The organism is Brevibacterium salitolerans, assembly GCF_039531405.1.
Taxonomy (GTDB): Bacteria; Actinomycetota; Actinomycetes; order Actinomycetales; family Brevibacteriaceae; genus Brevibacterium; species Brevibacterium salitolerans.
Genome location: NZ_BAAAPZ010000002.1, coordinates 129,690 through 153,825, shown reverse-complemented (window position 1 = coordinate 153,825; position 24,136 = coordinate 129,690). Strand labels below are relative to the sequence as shown.

Sequence of the window (24,136 nt, the reverse complement as noted above, 5' to 3'; positions counted from 1 at the left end):
GGTTCTCCTGCTCCTCTCCCGCCGCTGTCACCGGGTCCCGGTCCCGCCTTCCGGTCCCAGCTCCCCACCCCCTCGACCGCCCCGGGCTTCCGCCGCCTCCAGCCAGGTGATCAGCTGCTCCTCGTCCATGAGCCGCTCCGCCCGCCACACCTCGTCCGAGCCCACGAAGTAGAACTCCGCGTCCACGCGCGGGGCATCGGCGAATGCGGGCATCCGCAGGAGCGCGGCCCGGTAGACGGCCAGCTGCAGCTCCATGTGGCGCAGCCGTTCCGGGTCCGCAGGTTTCCTGCCGGTCTTCCAGTCGACGATCCGGACGCCGCCGGCAGTGCGGAAGACCGCGTCGATCTTGCCGGGGACGTGCAGTGCCCCACCGCCGTTCCTGCGCTCCAGCACCAGCTCGAAGGACAGCTCCACCGCCGCGGGCGACTCCTCGGAGTACGCGGACCTCAGGAAGGTCTCCTGCAGGCGCGCGAGGGTCACCTGCGCCGCCGGGGGCAGACGCGCGCCGCTCTCGCCGGCCTCCACGTCGAGCAGCACGGCCTGCCCGTAGTGCTGCTCCACCCAGGCGTGGAAGGCGGTGCCCAGCTCCGCGCCGGTGCTCGGTGCCTCGGGCATGGGCCGGAGCCGATCGGCCCACCAGCCGGCCGCGTCCGTGCTGAGCCCCACCATGGCGGTGGCGGAGAGGCGGGCGGGCAGCGCCAGCGGCGAGGCCGCGCGCTCCTCCTCCTCGAGCAGCTGGTGCGCGCGCACCGCCAGGGCGCGCACCCGCGGGGACTCGGCGCTCCGCGCCAGCTCGCCGAGCGACGGGACGGAGGCCTGCACCCGGCGGAGGAGGTCGAGACGCTCCGCCCGCTGCCTCACCAGCGCCTCCGGATCCGCGGACGGCCAGAGCGCCGCGGCCGCGGCTTCCTCCGCGACCGGGTCAGCCTCCGGCAGCTCCGGGAGCGCGACGCCCAGGCATTCGGCGACCTCAGAGAGGAAGGGGAAGTCCTCCACCGGCCGCGTCCGGCCGAGCGTGTAGCGGGAGGCGGAGACGAACAGGCGCTTCCTGGCACGGGTGAGCGCGACATAGGCCAGGCGGCGCTCCTCCCTGCGATGGTGGGCCTCCAGCGCCGCGCCCACGGGCCCGTCGTCCTTCAGCCGCTCCTCGAAGTCCTTGGGGGACTCCAGCTCCATGGTCCTCAGGTCGAAGTCCGGGAGCTTCGTCCGGTCCCCCCGCAGGGGGTAGGGCAGCGCACCTCCGGAGAGCCATCCGGCCTTGGTCCTCCTCCCGCTGGGCAGTCCGCCGTCGTGCATGAACGGTACGGCGACCGCGTCGAACTCCAGGCCCTTCGAGGCGTGGATCGTCATGATCGTCACCGCCCCCGGAGCGGGCTCCGCCGTGGTCTCGCCCAGGTCCTCGGCCTCCTCCATGACGCGCAGCCAGCGCAGGAACTCCCGGGGACTGCCCGCGGGATGCTGCGCGACGAAGCCGCCCACCACCCCGAGGAAGCCGTCGACCTGACGCGCGTGCACCCGCTCGTGCGCCGGAGGCAGGGCGGCGATCTCCGTGTCGATGCCGAGTTCGCGCACGATCGCCCGCAGCAGCCCGGTGAGCGTGACGTCTGCGCCCCGCAGCCGGCGCAGGCTCCGGGCGAGCCGGATCAGCCGCCGGTGCGCCTCCGGGCTGAGCAGGACGCCGGAGTCCGCCTCTCCGCCGGCGGCCTCCGCGGAGCGCACCGGGGGCTCCTGCACATGGAGGAGCTCGTCGAGGCCCTCGACCACGCCGATCCCCTCAGCGATCTCCTCCCCGGGGCGCTGAGGGTCCGGCATCGCCACCGCCCGTGTGCGCACGAACTCCGCGAAGGCGCGCACGTCCGCCGCACCCAGTCGCAGCATCCGGCCGGTGAGCAGACGCATGAGGACATTGCCCGCGTCCGGGTCCACCAGCACCTCGAGCGCGGCGAGGGCGTCCGCGACGAAGGGATCCTCGAGGAGGCCGCGGACGCCCACCGCCTCGACCGGCAGCCCTGCGTCCTCCAGTGCCGCGGCGATGTGCCCGAAGCCGGCGCGCGTCCGGCAGAGGACCGCCACGGAGGGCTCCTCCGGCGCGGCCAGGCCCTTCTCCTCCGCCTCGCGGCGTGCCTCCCGCGTGAGCTCCTCCCGCACCCGCAGCACCCAGGCGACGAGCTCCGAGAGCTGGGAGGGCGACGGTTCGGTCTCCGACGACGCGGGGATGCCCGGGTCCACCGCCTGGGAGGTGAGTGAGACCTCGACCGCGCCCGGTCCGGCCTGCGGCCGTGCGGAGAGACCTGTGCGCTCGTCTTCGCTGTCCAGTCCCAGTGCGATCCGGTTGGCCGCGGCGAGGATCGCCTCGTCGTTGCGCCACGAGGTCATGAGCCCGTACTTGGCCGCCGGCCGGTCCCCGGGACCGCGGAAGGAGCCGGAGAAGGAGGTGATGTTGTCCGCACTCGCCCCCCGCCAGCCGTAGATCGCCTGCCGCGGGTCCCCCACCGCCATGACGGGGGCACGGCGGAACAGTGTGCGCAGGAGCAGCAGCTGCGAATAGGAGGTGTCCTGGTACTCGTCGAGGAGGATGACGTCCCAGCGCGACCGCTCCGTGTCCAGGGCGGCCTCCGAACCGGTCATGATCCGGTGGGCGAATGCCACCTGGTCGGAGAACTCCATGCCCCCGTCCGCACGCTTGACCTCCGCGAAGCTCCGCGCCAGTCCGAGGATCCGTCGCTTCGCCTCCAGCTGGGGGACGATCTTCTGCTCGTGCGCCACCACGAGCGGCCGTGCCAGCGCGAGCGCCTCTGCCCGGCCGGGGCCGCGGCCTACTGCCTCCAGCGCGTCCGCGGCCTCCGTGAGCTGTGCGGAGAACTGCCTCTTCGCCTCCTTGTCCGCGTATTCGCCGCTGCGGCGCAGACGCACGGCCTTCGCCAGCCCCCGCAGGAACTCCGGTGTGCACAGCGCCTCGACGGAGGAGTCGAGGACGGCGGCGATGTCGTCGAACGACACGAGGTGCTCGCCCATCTCCCCCAGCAGCTGGGTCATCCACGCCGCCATGGTGGACCGCGCCTTCTCCGGGACCACGGCCGCCGAGGTCGCGGCGTCCAGCACGCCGTCCACCAGTTCCCGGCGCGCTGCGGCGTCGAGCACGCCGTCGCCGCCCTCGAGGCCGATCTCCATCCCGTAGTCGCCCACCAGCGAGGCGGCGTAGGAGTTGTACGTCGAGATGACGGGCAGGTCCAGTCCGGGCAGCTCCTGTGCGCGCTGCGTGCGGTCACCCGCCGCGGCTGCGGCACGGCGGTAGCGGGCGAGCATGGCGCGCACCCGCTCGTTGAGCTCCCCCACGGCCTTGCGCGTGAAGGTGAGGCCCAGCACCCTGTCCGGTGCGACGAGACCGTTGGCCACGAGCCAGACGACGCGCAGGGAGATGACGGTGGTCTTGCCCGATCCGGCGCCGGCGATGACGACGGCGGACTCCAGCGGGGACTCGATGATTCGCTGCTGCTCCGGGGTGGGGCGGTTCGTCCCCAGCAGGTCCGCCAACTCCACTGCGCTGATGCGGTGCGCGCTCATCCCTGATCTCCGTCCGCTGTGAGTGTCGTCATCGCCGGGCAGGAGGACCGCACGGGGCAGTGCTCGCAGTGGCGTCCCGGGGTCGCCGGGAACTGTGCCGCGCGCATGCCGGCGGCAGCCGCGTCGATGAGCTCGTACGTGTCCGCGTGCATCCGCGCCCCGCTCTCCGTCCGCCGGTCCATCGCGGACTGCGTCCGCACCGTGGCGGGCAGCCCGCCCTTCCCCGTGCCCGTCCCCCGGCGGAGGTGGACGAGCGCGCCGCCCGCGGGCTCCAGACCGCGCAGACGGAGGGGCTCTCCGGCGGAGTGCGCTCCCGGTGCCGCGGGCTCTGCCTGTGCCGAGGGCTCTGCGGACGCGGGGGCGACGATCGCCTCCCCCTCCGCCAGCGCGTACTGGTAGACCGCCAGCTGGGGGTTCTCCTCCGCTTCCTGGTAGGACGGCTGGACCCTGCCCGTCTTGAAGTCGATGACGCGGACGGTGGCGCCCACGCGCTCCAGCCGGTCCGCGCGACCGGAGATGCGCCACGGCCCGCCGCGGGAGCCGGCCGGGGACGCCGCGCTCACCTGTGCCTCCGTGAGGACGTCCACCTCCGCAGGTGCTCCTGTCGCCTCCTGCAGTGCGGCCGCTCGAGCGGCCATGTCCTCCCGGCTGTACCGGAGGTAGTCGATGAGCGCGTCGACCATCGTCTCCGCGTCCCGCCGCGTCCGGTCCCGTTCCCATTCGGAGCCGAGGAGCGCATAGTCGAAGGCCTCCTCGAACTCCGCGAGCATGGCCGCGCGGTCCGGCTCCGTGTGGTGCTCCGCCACCTGGTGCATCGCGGTGCCGAACGAGGCGGCCGTCACCGTCTCCCCCGGCCGGCCGCCGCTGTCGGTGAGGAACCACTGCAGGGGGCAGGTGGCGAACGCCTCCACCTGCGAGGGCCGGATGCGCAGGCGCTCCTCCGCCGTCCGCGAGGGCGCCGCCGAGGACGGCTCGTACCAGGTGCTCCAGGCGCCGGGATCCGCCTCGCGCAGACCGGCGGCGGCGAGCGCGGCCACCAGCCGCGCCCACTCCTCCGGCTCCTCCTCCGTCAGCAGCCCCTGCCGGGCGAGCCCCGCGATGTCGCGCAGACGGGCGGGGACGAGGTCAGCGGCGGCCGTCTCCTCCGGAGCCTCGGGTTCCGCCGCCGCGGCCCGTCCCTGGCCGGTGACCGTGCCGCCCGCGTGCTCGCCTGCGAGGTGGTGGAACGCGCTGGGGCTCGTCTCGCCGTCGTCCAGCGCACAGACCACGAGCTCGTCGCTCGCCCGGCTCACGGCGGCGAGGAAGAGCCCGCCCTCGTCGCGGATGGTCCGGCGGCGCGCCTCCTTGAGCGCCTCGCCGGGGGCGTACTCCTGCTCCGCCGCCGCGGGATCCCGCAGATGCGCGAGGAGGTCCGCGGGGTTGAAGGCGTTGCGGCGGATCCGCGGGTTGGGCCAGTGGCCCTCGTCCACGTCGACCACGACCACGCGGGAGAAGGAACGGTGCGAGACTCCCGCCGGGGAATCGACGGTGAGGAGATCGAGTGCGTCCGTGCGGCTGAGGGAGTCCTGTGCGTAGGTCTGTTCGAGCACGCGGGAGGCGAAGGCCTCCGCCTGGAGCCCCACGGTGTCCTCCAGCTTCTTCGCCAGTGCGAACAGCCGCACCACGGCGTCCAGCCTCTCGCGCAGCGGCGAGCGGGGATCGCGCAGCACCTCACGGCGCCAGCCCTCGGCCACGGCGGAGCACTCCCACAGCTGCCAGAGAGCGGCGTGCGGGGAGTCCGCGCGGACCTCCGCGCCCTTCCCCACCATCTGCGCCGCGCGCACGAGCGGGGCCGGGAGCGGGCTGCCGCCGGACGCCTCCGCCCAGGTGAGCAGGGGGTCGTCCCCCGGCTCCAGGCCCACACCGCGGAGCGCGCGCACCGCTTCCCTCTCCATCCCCCGCAGCGCGAGCGCGTCCACCCCGCCGTAGACGCCGGTGAGGAGCAGGCGCAGCAGCGCCGCCCGTTCCTCCGGGAGCGCGGAGTCCGCCGTCAGCAGCCGCAGGAGCGGCATCGTCGCGGGATCCACGGCCAGGGGGAGGTCCGTCGACTCCACGGGCAGCCCCAGCGCGCCCAGCTCGGAGCGCAGGCTCACGGCGGTGCCACTCGTGCGGGCGATGACCGCGATGTCCGAGAACGCCACATCCTCGTCGTGGTGCCAGGTCCGGACGAGACGGGCGACGTGCCGCGTCCGCTCCGCCGCCGAGGAGTGGGTGACGACGCTCAGCCCGGAGCGCGCGGGCGGCTCCGCGGCGCCCTCGGACGCATGCCCCGGTCCCGGCACGTGCCCGAGGCCGAGCGCGGCGGACAGCCTCCGCGAGAGGGCGACGGCGAGGTCCCGGACCGGTCCGGTGCCGCGTGCGCCGGGCCACTGCGCCGGCAGCACGAGGGTGCGCCCGGGTACCTGCCCGGTCCGCAGTGCGCGCGCCCAGTCCGCCACGAGCCCGCCGGCACCGCGGAAGCCCTGCGTGGAGGAGTCCGGCGAGCCGAACACCGCGACCGCGCAGCCCAGGCGCGTGAGTCCTGCGAGCATGTCCGCCGCGGCGTCCGGGACGTCCTGGGCGGCGTCGACGAGGACGCAGCGGGGGATCCGCTCCGCGGAGAACGTCCAGGCGCTCCCGGCGACGGCACCGGCCTCCGCCTGTCCGCGGATGATCGCGGCGGCGTCCGCGAGAACCCCGGAGGTGTCCACTCCGCCGTACCCGGGGAACGAGAGCTGGTCCCGGTAGTCCTGGAGCACCTGGGCGAGCGCGAGCCATTCGCCGCGGCCGGTCTCCCGGGCAGCGGCCTCCGCCTCCACCGGGGTGACCCCGCGCACCAGCACCGCGTCCAGCGCTTCCCGCAGCTGGTCCCGGAAGGCGGCGGTGCGGCGCATCTCCGGGCTGAAGGAGTCCGGCCACCGCGGAGAGCGCACGCGACCCTCCTCGAAGCCCTCCAGGAGGGTCCCGAGCACGGCGTCCTGGTCCGCGCCGGAGAGGAAGCGCGCGGCCTCGCCCAGCGTCGCGGCGGTCTCCGCGGAGACGAGTCCGAACGCCAGCGAGTGGACGCTGCGGGCGCCGGCGCCCGTGCGGACCGCGCGCTCCCCCGCGCCCACCCTGTCCCGCAGCGCATCCGCGTGCGCGCGGTTGGGGGTGAGGACCAGGACGTCGTCCGGGACGAGCCCGTGGACTCCCAGCAGCCGGGAGTGCGCACCCACCAGGGTGTTCGTCAGACCGCTGCCGGGCACGGCGGCGACGCAGACGGAGGAGCCGCCGGCGAGCAGGTCCGCGACCTCGGCGGACGCCGCCACGAGGGGACCGCCGTGCGCAGGACGCGTATCCGTCCGCTCGCTCATGTCGTGGGGATCGCTCATGCGGCCATTCCATCACGGAGCACGGACACGGGGGCCGCGGGCGGGACGCGGGGAACGCACTGCGAGACGCCTCGCGGCGCCGAGATGACCGGTGGGTATCATCGGGACATGTCGACCGCCCCCAAGAGGATGCCGCGTGCGCAGCGCCGCACTCAGCTCATAGACTCCGCCGTCCGCGTCTTCGCGGAGCGCGGGTACAGCGCCGCTTCCATGGACGACGTCGCGGAGGCCGCCGGCATCTCCAAGCCCGTGCTCTACCAGCACTTCGACTCCAAACTGGACCTCTACCTCGCGGTGGCCCGCACCGCGACGCAGACCGTGGATTCGCTGCTGCGGACCGCCCTGGACTCCGAGGGCGACGGCCGCGTCCGCATCCGCCGCACCATCCGTGCCTTCTTCCGGTTCGCGGACGAGCACCGCGACCAGTACACGATCGCGTACACCGCCTACTCCTACGAGCCCGCCGCACAGCGGATCTTCGAGGAGGTGCGCAGCGGGCTGGCCCGGGAGCTCGCCCGCGTGGTCTCCGGCGGAGCGGACATGGACGAGCAGACCACGCGCCTGGTGGGCGGCACGATCGCGACGATCGGCGAGTCCGCCACCCGGTTCGTCATCGCCGACGACGCCATCGACCGGGATGCGGCCGCGGACGCCTTCACCGCATTCATCTGGAACGGGATCGAGGGGCTCGACCTGTTCGCGGCGGGGCGGCCCTCCGTGTGCGCTCCGCCGAGAGACTAAGCTGGGTCCCCGTACGCACGCCGCCCGGCGAGGAGCCGACCGCGGCGAGCAGACTCCGCCGCAGGAACCCGGCCGCCGCAGGGCACCTGTGTTCGGGACGGCTCGGCCGCCCGGAAACCCCAGCCATCGAAAGGAACATGCACAGTGGAGATCAAGATCGGCATGCGCCAGACCAACCGCGAGATCGTCCTCGACTCGGACAGGTCCCGCGAGGAGGTGGGCGAGCTCGTCGCGGCCGCCCTCTCCGACGGCGCCCTCCTCACCCTCGACGACACGAAGGGCCGTCGCGTGATGGTCCCCGCCGAGGCCCTCGCCTATGTCGAACTGGGCGAGGAGCAGACTCGGCGCGTAGGATTCGGCGTAGTCTGAGTGCCGCATCGGTTCCTCCGGCGGTGAGCGTGCGCGCTGCCTGCCGGTGCGCGGAACCGACCGCGAGCGAACGACAGGGCGGCTCTCCTCCCGAGGGGACCCGCCCGCGCCGGTGAGCGGGCCCGCCCGCGCCGGCCTCGGCGGCCACGAGCGCCGCCACGGGATCGCGACGGTCCCGTCCGGGTCCGGCCCCGCCAGCAGGGCGGGGCGGCCCACGCATATCCGTGCTCCTCATGGAGCACCGTGAGGAGAGAACGTGACAGCAGAGAACACGACGGCGGAGACCAGGACCTTCGCGGACTTCGACGTGGCACCGCCCATCGTCGAGGCCCTGTCGGAGGCGGGGATCACCGCGCCCTTCCCCATCCAGGCCATGACACTGCCTGTGGCGCTGTCCGGTGCGGACATCATCGGACAGGCGAAGACCGGGACGGGCAAGACCCTGGGCTTCGGCATCCCGCTGCTCCAGCGCGTCCATGCCCCCGGCGAGGAGGGCGCTCCGGAGCCCGAGGGCCGCAGCCCCCAGGCCCTCGTGGTCGTGCCCACACGCGAGCTCGCGCACCAGGTGGCCGGTGACCTCGAGGTCGCCAGCCGCAAGCGGCCCTCGCTGCGCGTGCTCACCATCTACGGCGGCAAGGCCTTCGAACCGCAGCTCGAGGCGCTGGCCGCCGGCGTGGACGTGGTCGTGGGCACCCCCGGCAGGCTGCTCGACCTCCACGGCCGGCGTGTGCTGCGCCTGGACCAGGTCCGCACGGCCGTCTTCGACGAGGCCGACGAGATGCTGGACCTGGGCTTCCTGCCGGACGTGGAGCGGATCGTCGCGGCCCTGCCGACCGGCCGGCAGACCATGCTGTTCTCCGCGACGATGCCCGGTGCCGTGATCGCGCTGGCACGGCGCTACATGACCCGTCCCACGCACATCCGCTCGCAGGATCCGGCGGACGAGACCCAGACGAATGCGGACACACGTCAGTTCGCCTACCGCGCCCACGCGATGGACAAGTCGGAGATGGTGGGCCGCATCCTCCAGGCCGAGGGCCGCGGCAAGACGATCATCTTCGCCCGCACCAAGCGCACGGCGGACAGGCTGGGCGAGGAGCTGCGCGATCGCGGCTTCTCCGCGCGCGCCCTCCACGGCGATCTCAACCAGCAGATGCGCGAGAAGGCGCTGGCCGCGTTCCGCGAGGGCAGGGTGGACGTGCTCGTCGCCACCGACGTGGCCGCCCGCGGCATCGACATCGACGACATCACCCATGTCATCAACTACCAGTGCCCCGAGGACGAGAAGGTCTACGTCCACCGGATCGGCCGGACGGGCCGCGCCGGGCGCACCGGCACCGCGATCACCCTCGTCGACTGGGACGATCTCCCCCGTTGGAAGCTCATCTCCCGCGCGCTCCACCTGGACCTGGACTCGCCGGAGGAGACCTACTCCACCTCCACGCACCTGTTCGAGGAGCTCGGCATCCCGCAGGGCACCAAGGGGCGGCTGAAGCGGCGCCAGCCCGCTGCGGGCGAGGAGCGGGAGCAGGGCAGCGGGCGCTCCAAGCGTTCGAGTGAGCGCTCCGCGAAGGAGGACCGCCCTCGCCGCACGCGCACCCGCGGCGAGGCCAGGGCCGGCGACGGCGAAGGGCCCAGCGGCAGGGTGGCAGCGGCTGAGCAGGCCTCTGCCGGCGAGGAGGCCGGAGCCGGCGGGAAGACGGAGAAGCGCGGGGCGGGAAGGCGCGGGTCCGGCAGTGCGGACCGGGCCGCCGAGGACGCGGGCCGGAGCCGAGGCGGCCGTCGCCGTCGCGGCGGCTCCGGCGAGGACGCCTCTTCCGGCGAGCGCGTCCGGAACGGCCGGCCCTCCCGGGGAGAGACCTCCGGGCGCGGGAACCGCGCCGCAGCGGGCGGCTCCGCGACGGCGCCGCGCCGCGTGGTGCAGGAGACCCGCGGCACCAGCCCCTCCCAGCGGCGCCGCCGGCGCTCCCGGCTGACCGGTGAGGACGCCGGGAACTCCGGCGCGCAGGACTGAGCTCCGGCACCTCGTGCCGGGAGTTCGGACTCCCGGCACGGACACCCGCCGGCGCGTCCGCGCACCGGCACCCGCACAGGGCTGGGACCCGGAGTCCCTGTCCTGAGCTCAGACTCCCAGCGCGGGGACTCCGTCGGTGCGCTCCACCAGCCGCAGGAGCTGGTCCCGAGCGGTGGTGTTCTCCCCCAGTCGATTGGGCTTGCCGGTGCCGTGGAAGTCGCTGGAACCGGTGACGAGCAGTCCCGCGTCCGCTGCCACCCGCCGCAGCCATGCGCGTTCGTGTGCGGGGTTGTCACGGTGGTCGACCTCGAGCCCGTCGAGGCCCGCCGCGATGATCTCCCGCATCCCCCGCTCCGGCACCACGCGGCCGCGGGCGGAGGCGCGCGGGTGGGCGAACACCGCCGCCCCGCCGGCCTCGTGGATCATCCGCACGGCGTCGAGGGGTGAGATGACGGGCAGCGGCACGTAGTAGCGGCCGCTGCTGGAGAGGATGGCGCCGAACGCCTCGGTCCTGTCCGCGACGACCCCGGCGCGCACCAGGGCGTCCGCGATGTGCGGGCGGCCGATCGTGGCATTCGGTCCCGCGATCTCCAGTACGTCCTCCCAGGTGATCGGGTGATCCTCGGCGATCCTCTCCGCGATCGTCCTGCTGCGCACCACTCGCGCCCGGCGGGCCTCGTCGATGGTCTCCGTGATCTCCGCGCCCTCCGGGCTGTGCAGGTAGCAGAGCATGTGGACGCTGATGCCCTCCCAGCGGCAGGACACCTCCATCCCCCGGAGCAGTCCGATGTCCAGGCTCGCGGCAGCCCGTGCTGCGGGCTCCCATCCGGCGGTCGTGTCGTGGTCCGTGAGACCCACGACCGCAAGGCCAGAGGCGGCGGCCTCGGCGAGGAGATCGGCCGGGCTCTGCGTGCCGTCGGAGTAGCGGGAGTGCGTGTGGAGATCGGCCGTCATGTGCCCATCGTACGTACCCGCCCCGCCCCGGGAGCGCTCCGGCCCGGGACTACCATGGCCCCATGACCTCAGAGACCCCAGCGCCGCAGCCCGAACCCTCCGCCCCGACCGCGGCGGAGCAGGAGCTCGCGGACCGCGTGAACAACCGCTCGCACCGTCCCACCTCCACCGCCTTCCGCGACTTCGTCGCCTCCGGCTGGGACGACTCCGCGCTCACGGACGTCGCTCCCCTGGCCGCGGCGGAATGGACCCCCGCCCGTCGCGCCGCCGTCTCCGCGCGCTTCCCCGGCGAGCGTCTCGTGATCCCCGCCGGCCCCCTCAAGGTCCGCTCCAACGACACGGACTACCGCTTCAGGGCGCACTCCTCCTTCATCCACCTCACCGGGCTGGAGAACGACTCCGAACCGGACGCGCTGCTGGTGTTCGAACCCCGTGAGGACGCCGGCCCCGGTGACCCTGGGCACGAGGCCGTCCTGTGGTTCCGCCCGCGGGCGGGCGCGGACACGGAGGAGTTCTTCTCCGACGCCCGCTACGGCGAGTACTGGGTAGGCGCGCGCGACGACCTCGACTCGATGCGGGTGCGCACCGGCATCGCCACCGCGGACTCCTCCACCGCGATGGACGCCGTCACGAAGGACCTCGGCTCGGTCTCCGTCCGGGTGGTGCGGGGCGCGGACCAGGGCGTCGAGGCGCAGATCGACGCCGCCCGCATGCAGGTCTCGGCTGACCTCGAGGCGGCGCACGCCGGGGACGACGAGCTGCAGCAGTTCCTCTCCGAGCTCCGGCTGCTCAAGGACGCGCACGAGGTCGAGCAGCTCCGGCACGCCGTCGCGATCACGCGCCGGGGCTTCGACCGCGCCGTCGCCGCGCTCCCGGCCGCTCCGGAGCACGCGCGCGGCGAGCGCCTCGTCGAGACGAGCTTCGAGTCCGCCGCCCGCCTCGACGGCTACGGGGTGGGATACGACACCATCGCGGCCGCGGGCGACCACGCCTGCACCCTCCACTGGATCCGCAACGACGGCCGGGTGCGCGCCGGCGACCTCCTGCTGCTCGACGCGGGCGCGGAGGCGGACTCGCTCTACACGGCGGACATCACCCGCACCCTGCCGGTGTCCGGGACGTTCACCGAGGCGCAGGCCCGGGTCTACGACGCCGTGCTCGAGGCCGCGGACGCCGCCTTCGCCGTCGCCGGCGAGCACGCCCGCCGCACCGTCCGCTTCGCGGACGTGCACACCGCCGCGATGGAGGTCATCGCCGCACGCCTGCACGACTTCGGCATCCTGCCGGTGAGCGTCGAGGAGGCGCTCGCGGAGAGCGGGCAGCAGCATCGCCGGTGGATGGTCCACGGCACGAGCCACCACCTGGGCCTCGACGTCCACGACTGCGCGCAGGCGCGCCGGGAGATGTACCTCGAGGCGGAGCTGGAGCCGGGCATGGTGTTCACGATCGAGCCCGGCCTGTACTTCAAGCAGGCGGACCTCCTGGTGCCCGAGGAGTTCCGCGGGATCGGCGTGCGGATCGAGGACGACGTGCTCGTCACGGAGGACGGTGTGGAGAGCCTCTCCGCCGGCTTCCCGCGCACCCGTGCGGAGGTCGAGGCCTGGGTGCAGGAGCTGTCCGGACGGCCGCAGCGTGCCGACCGCCGTGACCGCACCGGCGGCGCCTCGGCATGACGCCGCCCACACTTCCGTTCCGCGAGGTCGCGGGCGCGCTGGTGCCCGGCGGCGACGTGCAGTCCGTTCCCGGTGTCCGGGTGGGCTCCGCCGAGCGCACGGCCGGCGGCTGGCTCACCGGCACCACTGCGATCGTGGCCCCGCCCGGTGCGGTGGCGGGCAGGGACGTGCGCGGCGGGGGCCCCGCCACGCATGAGACGGACGTGCTCGTCCCGGGCACCCACTCGCCGGCCGTGGACGCCCTCGTCCTCACCGGCGGCAGCGCCTGGGGACTCGCCGCGGCCGGCGGCGTGCAGCAGGGGCTGGCCGCGGACGGCCGGGGCTTCCCCGCACCCGGACTGCCCGGTGCGTTCGTGCCCATCGTCCCGGCCGCCGCGGTCTACGACCTGGGCCGCGGGGACGGGACGGTGCGCCACCCGGATGCGGAGCTGGGACTGGCGGCGCACCGTGCGGCGACCGCCGCGTCCGCTCCGCTGCGCCGCGGCAGCGTGGGTGCGGGCACGGGTGCCTTCATCGGCCGCGGTCTGCTGCGCGGCGGGCTGGGCTCCGTGTGCCTGCGCACCCCCACGGGCCGGCTGGTCGCGGCGATCGTCGCCGCGAACCCCATGGGCGACGTCCTCGAGCCCTCCGGCCGCCTCCACGCCGCCGGCGTTCTCTCCCGCATGGGCGCGGAGCTCCCCTCCGCGCCCGCCGACTGGGTGGAGCGCGCACTGGAGATCGACTCCGCCGCCCGCCGTGATCCCTCCCTCAGCGCCGTACTGCGGGAATCGGACGCCTCCGGTGACGCCACCCGCGGCAACACCACCATCGCGGTGATCGTCACGGATGCCCCGCTGGACTCCGCGCAGACCACCCGGCTCGCGCAGTCCGCCCAGGCGGGCCTGGCACGGGCGATCCACCCCTCGCACACCCTGGCTGACGGGGACACGGTCTTCGCGCTCTCCACCGGTGGGGCTGCGGCCGGCGGCGGGTCGCGGCAGCCGTACGAGCCTTTGGACCCGCTCGACCTCCTCATGCTCAATTCTGCAGCGGCGGACGCCCTCTCCCTGGCGATCGTCGACGCCGCACTGAGCGCCGTGCCGCACCCGGCGGGTCCGCAGGATGCGAGTGAGGTCCTGCACGGAGACGGGTCCGCAGGCGGCGAGCCGGCGGTTCCCCGTGGGACAGCTGCTGCCCGGCTGCCGCGGCCCGCCGCGCTGCGGCAGATCGCCCCGGAGCTCGCCGAGGCCTGGTCCCGTCTGCGGGCGGACGGCACCGCCTCGGCGACCGGCTCGCCGTCCTGACCCAGTGCACCCGGAGCGGTCGTCCCCTCCGGCGTCGTGGTCGAGCTTGCCCAGGTCCTGACCCGGCGCACCCGGAGCAACCCCGCACCGTCTGCGCGCCGTCTGCGCAACGACGGGAGCGGAGCGCCGCTCCCGTCCGCGCGGATGAGCGCGGGAAGTAGCATGGGAGGCATGAGCGGCAGCACGGATCGGATCTTCATCGCCCGCCTCGCCGGCACCCGGGTCTTCGACCCCTTGGGCGACCAGGTGGGCAGAATCCGCGATGCCGTCATCGTGTACCGCTCCACCATGCGGCGCAGACCCAAGGTGATCGGCTTCGTCGTGGAGGTGCCCGGCCGCCGGCGCGTGTTCGTGCCCATCGGACGGGTGACGAGCATCGACGTGGGCGCCGTCATCACCACCGGACTGGTGAACATGCGACGCTTCGCCAAGCGGGCCACGGAGACCCTGGTCATGGCTGACCTGCTGGACCAGCGCCTGCGCATCCGCGAGGACGGCTCCCCCGTCGTCGTGGAGGACGTGGGGATCGAGCAGCAGCGCAACCGCGACTGGGAGGTCGCCCGGCTCTTCGTGCGCCGTGTGAGCGAGCAGCGGACGGCGTTCTCCGCGCTGCGGCGCCGCGGCGAGACGCTGCAGCTGGACTGGTCCGAGGTCGACCATCCCGTCGATGCGGCGGAGAGCCAGAGCGCCACACAGCTCATCGCCGCCTACCAGGAGACCAAGCCGGCGGACCTCGCCGACGTCCTCCGCGAGCTCGACCAGAAGCGCCGTCTCGAGGTCGTCCGCGAGCTCGACGACGAGCGGCTCGCGGACGTCCTCGAGGAGCTGCCGGAGGACGACGCGGTGGAGGTCCTCAACGCCGTGGGCCTGGAGCGCTCCGCGACGCTGCTGGAGACGATGCAGCCCGACGACGCGGCGGACATCCTGGGCGAGCTCTCCGACGAGCGCGCGGAGCAGCTCCTGCAGGCGATGGAGCCCGACGACGCCGAGGACGTCCGCACCCTCCTCGCCTACGACGAGGACACCGCCGGCGGCCTCATGACGACGGAGCCCATCATCCTCTCGCCGGAGACCTCCATCGCGGAGGCTCTGGCGCACGTGCGCCGGCAGGAGCTCCCGGCCGCGGTGGCAGCCGCGGTGTTCGTCTGCCGTCAGCCCCTGGAGACCCCCAGCGGGAAGTTCCTGGGGATCGTGCACATCCAGGAGATGCTCCGCCACCCTCCGCACGAATCGATCGGCACCCTCCTGGACACGGAGGTGGAGCCGCTGCCGCCCGAGGCACCCATCGGTGAGGTCGCCGCACTGCTCGCCGCGTACAATCTGGTGTCCGTGCCGATCACGGACGAGGGCGAGCACCTGGTGGGCGTGGTGACCGTCGACGACGTCCTCGACGCCCTCCTGCCTGAGGACTGGCGGGACAACCGCGAGACGAGCCGTACGGAGGTGAGCGCATGAGCAGCACGGGCCTGGAGACACCGCGCTCGGCACGCCGCCGGATGCCCCAGCTGGGGATGTCCTCGGAGACGTTCGGCCGGCTGGCCGAGGGCTTCGCGCGCTTCATGGGCACGCCCGCCTTCCTCGTCGGCATGACGGTCTTCTGCGCCGTCTGGCTGGGATGGAACACGTGGGCGCCGGAGTCCCTGCAGTTCGACCCCAAGGCACTGAACTACACCCTCCTCACCCTCATCCTCTCCCTGCAGGCCTCCTACGCCGCACCCCTCATTCTGCTCGCGGAGAACCGCAGCGCGGACCGTGACCGCGTCGAGTTCGAGAACGACCGCCAGCGAGCGGAGCGGAACCTCGCCGACACGGAGTACCTCACCCGGGAGATCGCCAGCCTCCGGATCGCGATGCGCGAGGTCGCCACCCGCGATTTCGTCCGCTCGGAGCTGCGCAGCGTGCTCGAGGAGATCGAGGAGGCGCGCTCACACCTGGACACCGCGCGGCAGCCCGCGCAGGACGTCCCGGCCCCGCCGGCCGGGCAGTGCACCTGCGGCTGCCACGCACCGCCCGCCTGAGCACCGCCACGGGCCGCGCACCTGCACACGACACCGGTTCCACACCCACGAGGAGAGCATCGAGCCGTATGGCCGACACCCCAGAGGCACAGTCCCCCAGCCGCGATCTGCCCAGTGCCGACTCCGACGCACGCCTCGTCGAGGCGCTGCGCGGGGTCATCGACCCGGAGCTCCGCCGCAGCATCGTGGAGGTGGGCATGGTCGAGTCCGCGCGGCTGGACGAGGCCGGCACGGCACACGTCACCGTGCTGCTCACCATCGCCGGCTGCCCCATGCAGGACACCATCAGCAGGGACGTGCGCGCCGCGCTCCTGGCCCTGGACGAGGTGGGAGAGGTCGAGCTGACCCTCGGCACCATGACCCCGGAGCAGCGCGGCGCCCTGCGGGACAGGCTCCGCTCCGGCGCCGGCAGGGTCAACCCGTTCGCGCAGCCGGACAGCCTCACCCGGGTCATCGCCGTCACCTCGGGCAAGGGCGGTGTGGGCAAGTCGTCGATGACGGCGAACCTCGCCGCCGCGCTCGCCGCCCGCGGACTGCGGGTGGGCGTCCTCGACGCGGACATCTACGGCTTCTCGATCCCCGGCATGCTGGGCGCGCGCTCCAAGCCGACCAAGCTCGAGGACATGATCCTGCCGGTGCCCGGCCACGGCGTGTCCGTCATGAGCATCGGGATGTTCGTGGACCCGGGCCAGGCGGTCGTGTGGCGCGGTCCCATGCTGCACCGCGCGCTCGAGCAGTTCCTCACGGACGTGTTCTGGGGCGAGCTGGACATCCTCCTGCTCGACCTGCCGCCGGGCACCGGCGACGTCGCGATCTCCACGGCGCAGCTGCTGCCGGGCTCGGAGCTGCTCATCGTCACCACGCCGCAGCAGGCCGCCGCGCAGGTCGCCGAGCGCGCGGGGGCGCTGGCCACCTCGACGGGCCAGCGCGTGGCCGGCGTGGTGGAGAACATGTCGTGGATGGAGATGCCGGACGGCTCCCGCAACGCGGTGTTCGGCGAAGGCGGCGGACGGACGGTGGCGGACAGCCTCGCCCGCAGGCTCGAGGCGGCGGACGAGGAGGCACGAGGCCCCGTGCACGTGCCGCTGCTGGGCCAGGTGCCGCTGGACCCGGCGGTGCGCGAGGGAGCTGACGCAGGCGTCCCGGCCGTCCTCACCCACCCGCAGTCTCCGGGGCCCGCGGCGATCGCGCAGGTGGCGGAGAAGCTGATGCGGCGCACGGAATCACTGGCAGGGAAGAGCCTGGGACTGCGGCCCAGCTGAGCCTGGGTCTGCGGACCGGAGTGCCCACCTTCCAAGCCGCTCGTGTGATCACTTTCCCCGGCCGTTTTTGCAAGGCCGGCCGGGGAAAGTGATCACACAAGCGGTTCACTGCCGGAGGCGAGGTGGGTGGCCGACGCCAGACTGAGCTGGAGGAGGCTGATCGAGCTGTGCTCAGGTGGCCTCGGGGTCGAACGGCGCGCTCGCCCCCGGGGTCCGGGCGGCCTGCTGGGCACGGTGACGCTGGAGCGGCGAGGTCTTCTCCGCCGCGGGGGCGGCCTGCTGCGAGTTCGCGCGTGCGGAGGCGGTGCCCGCACCGCGTCCGGCCTTCCGCTCCCGCTCCGCCTGGATGGCGGCGTCCTCCTCCGCGAGCGCCTCCCGGACGATGCGCCGGGGGTCGTACTGGCGGGGGTCGTACTGCCGCCAGTCGTAGTCGTCCAGGGCAGGACCGAAGTCCTTCTTCACCGTGTCCTTTGCGCCCTCCGCCATCCGGCGGAAGTCCTTGACGAGCTCGCGGAGCTTAGCCGCGTACTCGGGAAGGCGCTTGGGGCCGATCACCAGGAGGGCAACAACGACGAGGATGACCAACTCGAAGCCATTGATGCCGAACATGCCCCCGATCCTACCAACGCGGAAGACGTCCCGTGCGCCACTCCGCGTCCGCTGAGGCGTCCTGCACCCGACGTGAGGCGTCTCCGTGCCGGCCGCGGCTCGCGGCAGCCCATGAGCACTGGGAGACTCGTGAGCGCGTCCGACATCTGCCCTCACACCCGCGCATCGACCGACAAGTGCTGGGAGACTCCTCCTATGGACGAACTCGCTCTGGAACGCACACTCCGTGCTGTGGAGTGCATTCCTGCCGGTCAGGTCGCCGCCTACGGCGATGTGGGCAGGGCGGCCGGCACCTCGGCGCGCTTCGCCGCACGCGTGCTCAGCCTCTACGGCTCCACGGTGACCTGGTGGCGCGTGCCCAATGCCCGCGGCGAGATGCCGCCGGCGCTCGCGGTGCGGGCTCTGCCCCATTGGCGGGAGGAGGGCACGCCCCTCGTGGGCACGGACGCGGGCACGGGTGCGGACCGCTCCCAGCCGCGGGTGGACATGCGCTCCGCCCGTGTGGACCTCCCGGCCTTCGCCGCCTCCGTCGAGGCCGCTCTGGCGGACCTCCCCGAGGAGGACCCGGACGCTCCGTGACCCCCTGCGACCGGGGTCACTTCTGAGTGCAGCCCCGCGAACGTGAGGGAGTTGCAACTAGACTGATCCGTCGTACGGGGAGTCGACGCAGCTGAGAGGAGGTCCCATGGCACGGGACTGGGCTGCGAGTGCGCGGATGGCCGACGACTACAACGGCTCCGCTCCGGTCGACGACGCCGCCCGTTCGATCGCACACGAGTTCCGCAGGCGAGCGCTGCCGCCCACCTCCTCCGCGACCCTCACGCTGCTGACCGAGCTGCTGCGCCCGGCCTCAGCGATCGAGGTGGGCACCGGCACCGGGACCGCCACCCTCGCCCTGCTCCGGGGCATGCCGCGGTCCGGAACGCTCACCTCGATCGACCCGGACGGCGACGCCCAGGAGGTGGCGCGGGAACTCATCGTCCACGCCGGGCTCGCGGGACACCGGGTGAGGATGATCACCGGCGAGCCCGCCGCCGTGCTCGGCCGTCTGGCCGAACGGTCCTACGACCTCGTGGTCGTCGACGCGGAGCCGGAGCTCACCGTGGAGCTCGTCCCCCATGCGCTGCGCCGGCTGGAGGACGACGGCGTCCTCGTCGTCAGCCGCGCGCTGCAGGGCGGGGACGTGGCGGATCCCGCCGTCCGCACACCGCAGGCGAGGGCCCTGCGGCGGATGCTGCGCGAACTCGGCGAGCAGAGCGGTCTGCGCAGGCTGCTGCTCCCGGTGGACGAGGGACTGCTGGTGCTGAGGAAAGGCGAAGGCCCCTCCCGCGGCTGACTGGCAGCCGGCGGGGAAGGGGCCGTGGAGATGCAGGCGGAGCGCAGCTCAGGCGAGCGCCGCTGCGAGGGTGTCCTGCAGGTCCTTCGCCTCGTCCGGGCTGATCTCGATGACCAGACGTCCGCCGCCTTCCACAGGCAGGCGGAGCACCATGCCTCGGCCCTCCTTGGTCACTTCGAGAGGTCCATCGCCCGTGCGGGGCTTCTGAGCTGCCATGAGAGCAATCCCTTCGCGTCGTATCGCTTACACGACCGATTATCCACCATTTTGCGCCCGTTGGTGGGATGCGGGCGTCGAATGCTCCCCCGCCGTCCCGGCCGCGGCCCGCGGATCACGGCGGCAGATCGCCCGGCGGCGTGAAGTGCCAGAGCCAGCCCACCCAGAAGAGCTGCAGCACGGTGAAGGCGAGCAGCACCACGGCCCGGAGCGCCCAGGAGCGGACGTACGCCAGCGCGAGCGCGAACGGGAAGAGCGGCAGGAAGAGCCGCGCGGTGGAGGTCTGCGGCGTGAAGAAGAGCAGCAGGTAGACGCCGTAGCCCCAGCAGTGCTGCTGGAGGGTGCGGCCCATCGTCCGGCCCGCGGGCGAGACGAGGAGCAGGACCATCGCCACGACGAGGAGCACCACGACGGCGGGCCCCGCCGGGCCCATCCAGAGCGTGCCGGCGTCCAGCCACTGCACGAATATGCGCGTCTGACCGGTGTGCCACGCCGCCTCGGTGTCCGTGTACGCGGTGAACGAGCCCGTGCGCAGCCAGGCATGCGCCGGGTGCAGCAGAGCGGCGGCGCAGGAGAGGACGCCCAGGGCCCAGGAGGAGACCACCTCCCGGCGGGGATAGGGATCCTCCGCACGGCGCAGGAACCGGCTGACGAGGTGGATGAGCATGAAGAAGGAGAACGCCACGCCCACCGGCCGGGACAGGTCCATGAGGACCACGGGGAGGAGCGCGAGCCAGTACCGCCGCTGCACCACGCACAGCAGCGCGCACGCCTGCAGCAGCAGGGTGAGGGCCTCCGCATAGGCCGTGCCCAGGACCGGGGAGGCGGGGAAGAAGAGCACGAAGGCGAGCCCGGTGAGCGCGCGCCCGGGTGTGGTGACGTGCCGGAACAGCGCGAGGAGGACCACGGAGGCCGCGCCCGCGCACACCGTCGACAGCACCGGCGCGACGGTCTCGAAGTCCGCTCCCGTGAGACCGCCGAGGACGCGCGTGAGCCACGGGAAGAGCGGGTAGAACGCCCAGGCGTTCTGGAACACCCGCCCCTCCCCGTCCGTGGGCAGCTCCTCCGGGTATCCTTCCTGGGCCACGCGGGAGTACCAGCCGCCGTCCCAGAAGTTGAGGAAGTCGTTGAGCGTGGTGACCGCTCCGGAGCTCCAGGGGGCCTCCGGCTGGGTGCGCACCACGATGGCCATAATCGCCAGTGAGACGCAGCGGGAGACGAGGAAGACGCTGAGCGCCTGCAGCCAGAACGGCAGGGTGAGGAAGGAGCGGGCCGCCCGGTCCAGGGCGGAGCGGGAGAACAGCCGCGGCAGCAGCACGGGAGCGGCCTCCCGCGTGCGGATGTCCCGGGCGCGGGTCTCCGCGGAGGCGCGGGCGCCGCTCACGGGTGGGCGGGCCGGTCCGCGCCCGAGGCCTCCGCGGGTGCCTCTGCTGCGGCGCCGTGCGCGGGATCCGGCACCCGCGCGGTCCGGTGCGCGGCACCCGCGGCCTCCGCACGTTCGTACTCCGCCAGCCTCTCGCGCAGCGCGGCGAGCGCGGCGTCGACCTCCGCCGGCCGGTATCCCCACAGCACCGGGGTGAAGCGCAGTCCGGCGAGGTCCTCTGCGGTGGGGGCCTCAGGCAGGCGCTGTGCGGGCGGCAGATCGTCCTCCCGCGCGCCCATGCCGGAGTCGAAGGCACCGCGGGCGCCCGCGACGGCGATACAGAGGAGGAAGACGGCGGCGCACACGCCCACTACGATCCAGATCGGCATGCGCCCATGGTCTCACAGGCGCCTGAGCGACGGGCCGGAATCGTCAGCGCAGTCCGTACGCGCCCGGCCGGGCCGCAGCCGGAGGCAGGAATGGAGGCCCGGAGGACGCGGGGGCGTCAGCGCAGTCCGCGCACGCTCCTGCGCGGTTCGCGGGTGCCCATGAGCGCGGTGACCATGTCGATGACCTGGACGGTCGCGGCGGTGTCGTGCGTGCGGATGACGGAGACGCCGTGCTCCACGGCGTAGGCGGTCGCCGCGAGCGTGGCCGGCAGGCGCTCCGCCGGGGTCGCGGCCCCCACCGCCTCACCGATGAAGTCCTTGCGCGAGATCGCGAGCAGCACCGGCATCCCCAGCCGTGCGAACTCCTCGATCCTGCGCAGCAGCAGGAGGGAGTGCCGGGTGTTCTTCCCGAAGTCCGGGGTGGGATCCACCAGCACCCTCGCGGCCGGCACCCCGGCCTCCCGTGCCCTCCGCGCAAGAGCGGCGACCCCGTCGAGCGCATCCGTGACCACGTCCCCGGGCAGCAGTCCGTAGCGGGAGCGGTGGGCATCCGTGCGCGGGGCCAGTCCGCCGGTGTGGGAGCAGACGATGCCGGCACCGGCCGCGGCTGCGACCTCGGGCAGCTCCGGGTCCGCACCCGCCCAGGTGTCGTTGAGGATCCGTGCCCCGGCCGCGAGCGCCGCCCGGGCCACGGGAGCACGGTAGGTGTCCGCGGAGATCACGAGGTCCGGCAGCTGCTCATGGACGGCGGCGATGACCGGACAGATCCGGTCGATCTCCTCCTGGGTGCTCACGTGCGGCCCACGGCCGGCGCGCACTCCGCCGATGTCCACGACGGCCGCACCCGCGGCATGGGCCGCGCCCGCCGCGCGCACCGCCGCCTCCGTGGAGTCCGCGGACTCGAAGAACGAGTCGACGGAGCGGTTGACGACCGTCATCACCGCGGGCGCGCCGGGGCCGGCCACGAGCCCGCCCACGCGCAGCTCCCCCGCTCCGCTCACGGACGCACCGTCGCTCACGCTCCCTCCGGTCCGTCCGGCAGCGGGTCGAGGCAGGGCGCGAGTGCGGCGAGCGCCTCCTCCGCGGTGTCCACGACGGTGAAGAGGCGCGTGTCCGCCTCGGAGATCGTGCCGTGCGCCAGCACCGTGTCGGTGAGCCAGTCCACGAGACCGCCCCAGTAGTCGCGCCCCACGAGCACGATGGGGAACTGCGTGACCTTCCGCGTCTGCACGAGCGTGAGCGCCTCGAACAGCTCGTCGAGCGTGCCGAACCCGCCCGGCAGCACCACGAAGCCCTGCGAGTACTTGACGAACATCGTCTTCCGCACGAAGAAGTAACGGAAGCTCATGCCCAGGTGCACCCAGTCGTTGAGGCCGGCCTCGAAGGGGAGCTCGATGCCGAGGCCCACCGAGACGCCCTCCGCTCCGGCCGCTCCCCGGTTGCCCGCCTCCATAATCCCCGGGCCTCCCCCGGTGATGACGGCGCCGCCGGCCCTGGCGATCCCGGCGGCGATCTCCTCCGCGAGCGCGTACTCCGGCGTGCCCGCGCCCAGCCGGGCGGAGCCGAACAGCGCGACCGCCGGGCCGAGCTCCGCGAGCGCGCCGAAGCCCTCGATGAACTCCGCCTGGATCCGCATGACCCTCCACGGGTCCGTGTGCACCCACGGCGCACCCGCCCGGTCGTCGTCCAGCAGACGTTCGTCCGCGGTGGTGGGCGGCACGGCGGGACCGCGCAGATGCAGGGGTCCCGTCACCCGGCTCCGCCTGCTCACCGGGACCGCTCCGGCTCCAGGAAGGCGAGCAGACTGCGGCATGCGGCGGAGACCTCCGCGCACGCAACGTGCTCGTCCGCCTTGTGCGCGTACAGCGGGTTGCCCGGACCGAAGTTCACGGCCGGCACACCCAGCGCGGAGAAGCGCGCGACGTCCGTCCAGCCCAGCTTGGGCGCCGGCTCCGCCCCGATCGCCTCGACGAAGGCCTGGGCGATGGGCCGGTCGAGGCCGGGCCGGGCGCCCTCGGACAGATCCGTCACCTCCACCTCGTACCCGGCGAACAGCTCGCGGAGGTGGGCCTCGGCCTCGGCGCCGGACTTGGAGGGGGCGAAGCGGTAGTTCACGCTCACCACGCACTCGTCCGGGACGACGTTGCCTGCGACTCCCCCGCGGATGCCCACCGCGGAGAGGGACTCGCGGTAGTCGAGGCCGTCCACCGTCACCGTCTCCGCCTCGTGTGCGGCGAGGACGGCCAGCACGGGCGCGAGCGCGTGGATGGCGTTGACGCCCATGAAGGCGCGTGCGGAGTGTGCGCGCACGCCGGTGGTGCGCACGTCCACGCGCATGGTGCCGTTGCAGCCGCCCTGGATCCCCGCGTCGGAGGGCTCGCCGAGCACGGCGAGGTCGGCCTCGAGGAGATCCGGGCGGTTCGCGGCGACGCGCCCCAGCCCGTTGAGCGCGGCATCGACCTCCTCGTGGTCGTAGAAGACCCAGGTGACGTCCCTCACGGGTGCGCGGAGGGCCGCGGCGGTGACGAGCTGCATCGCCACGCCCGCCTTCATGTCGCACGCCCCGCGGGCCCAGACGACCTCCTCGCCGTCGAGCTCGCGGCGCGTGCTCGGGACGTTCCCCTCGATCGGGACGGTGTCGAGGTGGCCGGCCACCAGCACCCTCTCGGCACGGCCGAGCCGCGTGCGGGCGATGACGGCGTCGCCGTCGCGCACGATCTCCAGGTCCGGTCCCGGGCCGGCGGAGATCCTGCCCAGCAGCTCCTCGACGGCGTCGGCCAGGCGCGCCTCGTCCCCGGAGACCGAGGGAATGTCGCAGAGCCGCGCGGTGAGCTCAGCGGGGCGAGTGAGGGCGGCTTCGAGGAGGTCCGTGTCCGTGGGGGCGGTCTCAGTGGGGGCGGCGCCGGCGGGGCCGGTGTCCGGGTGGGATGCGTCTGCGCTCATGGGCTCCACTGTA

At 73.6% G+C, this 24,136-nt stretch carries 20 protein-coding genes; 10 read left to right on the top strand and 10 right to left on the bottom strand.

All coding sequences use genetic code 11. From position 1 onward, the window contains the following. Nucleotides 1-27: 27 nt before the first annotated feature. Nucleotides 28-3,564, bottom strand: a complete 3,537-nt coding sequence (locus ABD240_RS01625; protein WP_344334618.1) for an ATP-dependent helicase — start codon at nt 3,562-3,564, stop codon at nt 28-30. Next, on the bottom strand, nt 3,561-6,953 hold the full coding sequence (locus ABD240_RS01620) for a PD-(D/E)XK nuclease family protein (protein ID WP_344334616.1): 3,393 nt from the start codon (nt 6,951-6,953) through the stop codon (nt 3,561-3,563). Before ABD240_RS01620 ends, ABD240_RS01625 begins: the two co-directional genes overlap by 4 nt. 108 nt (nt 6,954-7,061) lie before the next feature. Between ABD240_RS01620 and ABD240_RS01615 the strand changes: the two genes are divergently transcribed. From ABD240_RS01615 to ABD240_RS01605, 3 genes are all read left to right on the top strand, one after another. Further along, complete coding sequence (locus ABD240_RS01615; RefSeq protein ID WP_291794938.1) at nt 7,062-7,694, top strand: TetR/AcrR family transcriptional regulator; 633 nt, start codon at nt 7,062-7,064, stop codon at nt 7,692-7,694. A gap of 144 nt (nt 7,695-7,838) precedes the next feature. Next, nucleotides 7,839-8,063, top strand: coding sequence for a DUF3107 domain-containing protein (locus ABD240_RS01610; RefSeq protein WP_291794936.1), 225 nt, complete (start codon nt 7,839-7,841; stop codon nt 8,061-8,063). A 256-nt stretch (nt 8,064-8,319) separates the two neighbouring features. Next, nucleotides 8,320-10,077 (top strand): DEAD/DEAH box helicase, encoded by a 1,758-nt coding sequence (locus ABD240_RS01605; protein ID WP_344334612.1) that lies wholly within the window; start codon nt 8,320-8,322, stop codon nt 10,075-10,077. Nucleotides 10,078-10,185: 108 nt separating this feature from the next. Here ABD240_RS01605 and ABD240_RS01600 read toward each other — a convergent pair whose 3' ends face one another. Beyond that, complete coding sequence (locus ABD240_RS01600; RefSeq protein ID WP_344334610.1) at nt 10,186-11,031, bottom strand: PHP domain-containing protein; 846 nt, start codon at nt 11,029-11,031, stop codon at nt 10,186-10,188. 62 nt (nt 11,032-11,093) lie between these two features. On the opposite strand from ABD240_RS01600, the gene ABD240_RS01595 reads away from it, so the two are divergent. From ABD240_RS01595 to ABD240_RS01575, 5 genes are all read left to right on the top strand, one after another. Next, complete coding sequence (locus tag ABD240_RS01595; protein WP_344334608.1) at nt 11,094-12,704, top strand: aminopeptidase P family protein; 1,611 nt, start codon at nt 11,094-11,096, stop codon at nt 12,702-12,704. After that, the gene (locus tag ABD240_RS01590; RefSeq protein ID WP_344334606.1) at nt 12,701-13,987 is read left to right on the top strand and encodes a P1 family peptidase; all 1,287 of its coding nucleotides are present in this window, start codon (nt 12,701-12,703) and stop codon (nt 13,985-13,987) included. The genes ABD240_RS01595 and ABD240_RS01590 overlap by 4 nt, the downstream gene beginning before the upstream one ends. Before the next feature lie 171 nt (nt 13,988-14,158). After that, nucleotides 14,159-15,442, top strand: a complete 1,284-nt coding sequence (locus ABD240_RS01585) for a magnesium transporter MgtE N-terminal domain-containing protein (RefSeq protein WP_291791850.1) — start codon at nt 14,159-14,161, stop codon at nt 15,440-15,442. Continuing rightward, the gene (locus tag ABD240_RS01580; protein ID WP_291791854.1) at nt 15,439-16,005 is read left to right on the top strand and encodes a DUF1003 domain-containing protein; all 567 of its coding nucleotides are present in this window, start codon (nt 15,439-15,441) and stop codon (nt 16,003-16,005) included. Before ABD240_RS01585 ends, ABD240_RS01580 begins: the two co-directional genes overlap by 4 nt. A gap of 68 nt (nt 16,006-16,073) precedes the next feature. Next, complete coding sequence (locus ABD240_RS01575) at nt 16,074-17,267, top strand: Mrp/NBP35 family ATP-binding protein (RefSeq protein ID WP_344334602.1); 1,194 nt, start codon at nt 16,074-16,076, stop codon at nt 17,265-17,267. Between the two features lie 171 nt (nt 17,268-17,438). Here ABD240_RS01575 and ABD240_RS01570 read toward each other — a convergent pair whose 3' ends face one another. Then, nucleotides 17,439-17,876: a twin-arginine translocase TatA/TatE family subunit gene (locus ABD240_RS01570; protein WP_291791860.1), complete on the bottom strand. Its 438-nt coding sequence runs from the start codon at nt 17,874-17,876 to the stop codon at nt 17,439-17,441. 195 nt (nt 17,877-18,071) lie between these two features. On the opposite strand from ABD240_RS01570, the gene ABD240_RS01565 reads away from it, so the two are divergent. Together ABD240_RS01565 and ABD240_RS01560 are read left to right on the top strand one after the other, a co-directional pair. Further along, nucleotides 18,072-18,455 carry an MGMT family protein gene (locus ABD240_RS01565; RefSeq protein ID WP_344334599.1) on the top strand — a complete coding sequence of 128 codons (384 nt, stop codon included), beginning with the start codon at nt 18,072-18,074 and terminating at the stop codon, nt 18,453-18,455. A gap of 106 nt (nt 18,456-18,561) precedes the next feature. Beyond that, the gene (locus tag ABD240_RS01560; RefSeq protein WP_344334597.1) at nt 18,562-19,212 is read left to right on the top strand and encodes an O-methyltransferase; all 651 of its coding nucleotides are present in this window, start codon (nt 18,562-18,564) and stop codon (nt 19,210-19,212) included. 48 nt (nt 19,213-19,260) lie between these two features. Here ABD240_RS01560 and ABD240_RS01555 read toward each other — a convergent pair whose 3' ends face one another. The 6 genes from ABD240_RS01555 to dapE all read right to left on the bottom strand — a co-directional run bounded on the left by ABD240_RS01555 (nt 19,261) and on the right by dapE (nt 24,123). Further along, entirely contained in the window at nt 19,261-19,428 is a 168-nt protein-coding gene (locus tag ABD240_RS01555) for a DUF3117 domain-containing protein (protein ID WP_291791869.1), read from the bottom strand. 115 nt (nt 19,429-19,543) lie between these two features. Beyond that, complete coding sequence (locus ABD240_RS01550; protein ID WP_344334593.1) at nt 19,544-20,812, bottom strand: hypothetical protein; 1,269 nt, start codon at nt 20,810-20,812, stop codon at nt 19,544-19,546. After that, nucleotides 20,809-21,180 carry a DivIVA domain-containing protein gene (locus ABD240_RS01545; protein ID WP_344334591.1) on the bottom strand — a complete coding sequence of 124 codons (372 nt, stop codon included), beginning with the start codon at nt 21,178-21,180 and terminating at the stop codon, nt 20,809-20,811. The genes ABD240_RS01550 and ABD240_RS01545 overlap by 4 nt, the downstream gene beginning before the upstream one ends. Nucleotides 21,181-21,296: 116 nt before the next feature. Further along, complete coding sequence (folP, locus tag ABD240_RS01540; protein ID WP_344334589.1) at nt 21,297-22,199, bottom strand: dihydropteroate synthase; 903 nt, start codon at nt 22,197-22,199, stop codon at nt 21,297-21,299. Next, the gene (locus tag ABD240_RS01535; RefSeq protein ID WP_425546979.1) at nt 22,196-22,993 is read right to left on the bottom strand and encodes an LOG family protein; all 798 of its coding nucleotides are present in this window, start codon (nt 22,991-22,993) and stop codon (nt 22,196-22,198) included. The genes folP and ABD240_RS01535 overlap by 4 nt, the downstream gene beginning before the upstream one ends. Then, nucleotides 22,948-24,123 carry a succinyl-diaminopimelate desuccinylase gene (dapE, locus tag ABD240_RS01530; RefSeq protein WP_344334586.1) on the bottom strand — a complete coding sequence of 392 codons (1,176 nt, stop codon included), beginning with the start codon at nt 24,121-24,123 and terminating at the stop codon, nt 22,948-22,950. The genes ABD240_RS01535 and dapE overlap by 46 nt, the downstream gene beginning before the upstream one ends. Between the last annotated feature and the right edge of the window lie 13 nt (nt 24,124-24,136).

Excerpts from the sequence above, each read along its gene's own strand:
- ABD240_RS01615 (WP_291794938.1), top strand. The coding sequence starts at position 7,062 with ATGTCGACCGCCCCCAAGAGGATGCCGCGTGCGCAGCGCCGCACTCAG.
- ABD240_RS01580 (WP_291791854.1), top strand. The coding sequence starts at position 15,439 with ATGAGCAGCACGGGCCTGGAGACACCGCGCTCGGCACGCCGCCGGATG.
- ABD240_RS01595 (WP_344334608.1), top strand. The coding sequence starts at position 11,094 with ATGACCTCAGAGACCCCAGCGCCGCAGCCCGAACCCTCCGCCCCGACC.
- ABD240_RS01575 (WP_344334602.1), top strand. The coding sequence starts at position 16,074 with ATGGCCGACACCCCAGAGGCACAGTCCCCCAGCCGCGATCTGCCCAGT.
- ABD240_RS01555 (WP_291791869.1), bottom strand. The coding sequence starts at position 19,428 with ATGGCAGCTCAGAAGCCCCGCACGGGCGATGGACCTCTCGAAGTGACC.
- dapE (WP_344334586.1), bottom strand. The coding sequence starts at position 24,123 with ATGAGCGCAGACGCATCCCACCCGGACACCGGCCCCGCCGGCGCCGCC.
- ABD240_RS01570 (WP_291791860.1), bottom strand. The coding sequence starts at position 17,876 with ATGTTCGGCATCAATGGCTTCGAGTTGGTCATCCTCGTCGTTGTTGCC.
- ABD240_RS01560 (WP_344334597.1), top strand. The coding sequence starts at position 18,562 with ATGGCACGGGACTGGGCTGCGAGTGCGCGGATGGCCGACGACTACAAC.
- ABD240_RS01535 (WP_425546979.1), bottom strand. The coding sequence starts at position 22,993 with ATGCCGCAGTCTGCTCGCCTTCCTGGAGCCGGAGCGGTCCCGGTGAGC.
- ABD240_RS01620 (WP_344334616.1), bottom strand. The coding sequence starts at position 6,953 with ATGAGCGATCCCCACGACATGAGCGAGCGGACGGATACGCGTCCTGCG.
- ABD240_RS01600 (WP_344334610.1), bottom strand. The coding sequence starts at position 11,031 with ATGACGGCCGATCTCCACACGCACTCCCGCTACTCCGACGGCACGCAG.
- ABD240_RS01585 (WP_291791850.1), top strand. The coding sequence starts at position 14,159 with ATGAGCGGCAGCACGGATCGGATCTTCATCGCCCGCCTCGCCGGCACC.
- ABD240_RS01545 (WP_344334591.1), bottom strand. The coding sequence starts at position 21,180 with ATGCCGATCTGGATCGTAGTGGGCGTGTGCGCCGCCGTCTTCCTCCTC.
- ABD240_RS01565 (WP_344334599.1), top strand. The coding sequence starts at position 18,072 with ATGGACGAACTCGCTCTGGAACGCACACTCCGTGCTGTGGAGTGCATT.
- ABD240_RS01590 (WP_344334606.1), top strand. The coding sequence starts at position 12,701 with ATGACGCCGCCCACACTTCCGTTCCGCGAGGTCGCGGGCGCGCTGGTG.
- ABD240_RS01625 (WP_344334618.1), bottom strand. The coding sequence starts at position 3,564 with ATGAGCGCGCACCGCATCAGCGCAGTGGAGTTGGCGGACCTGCTGGGG.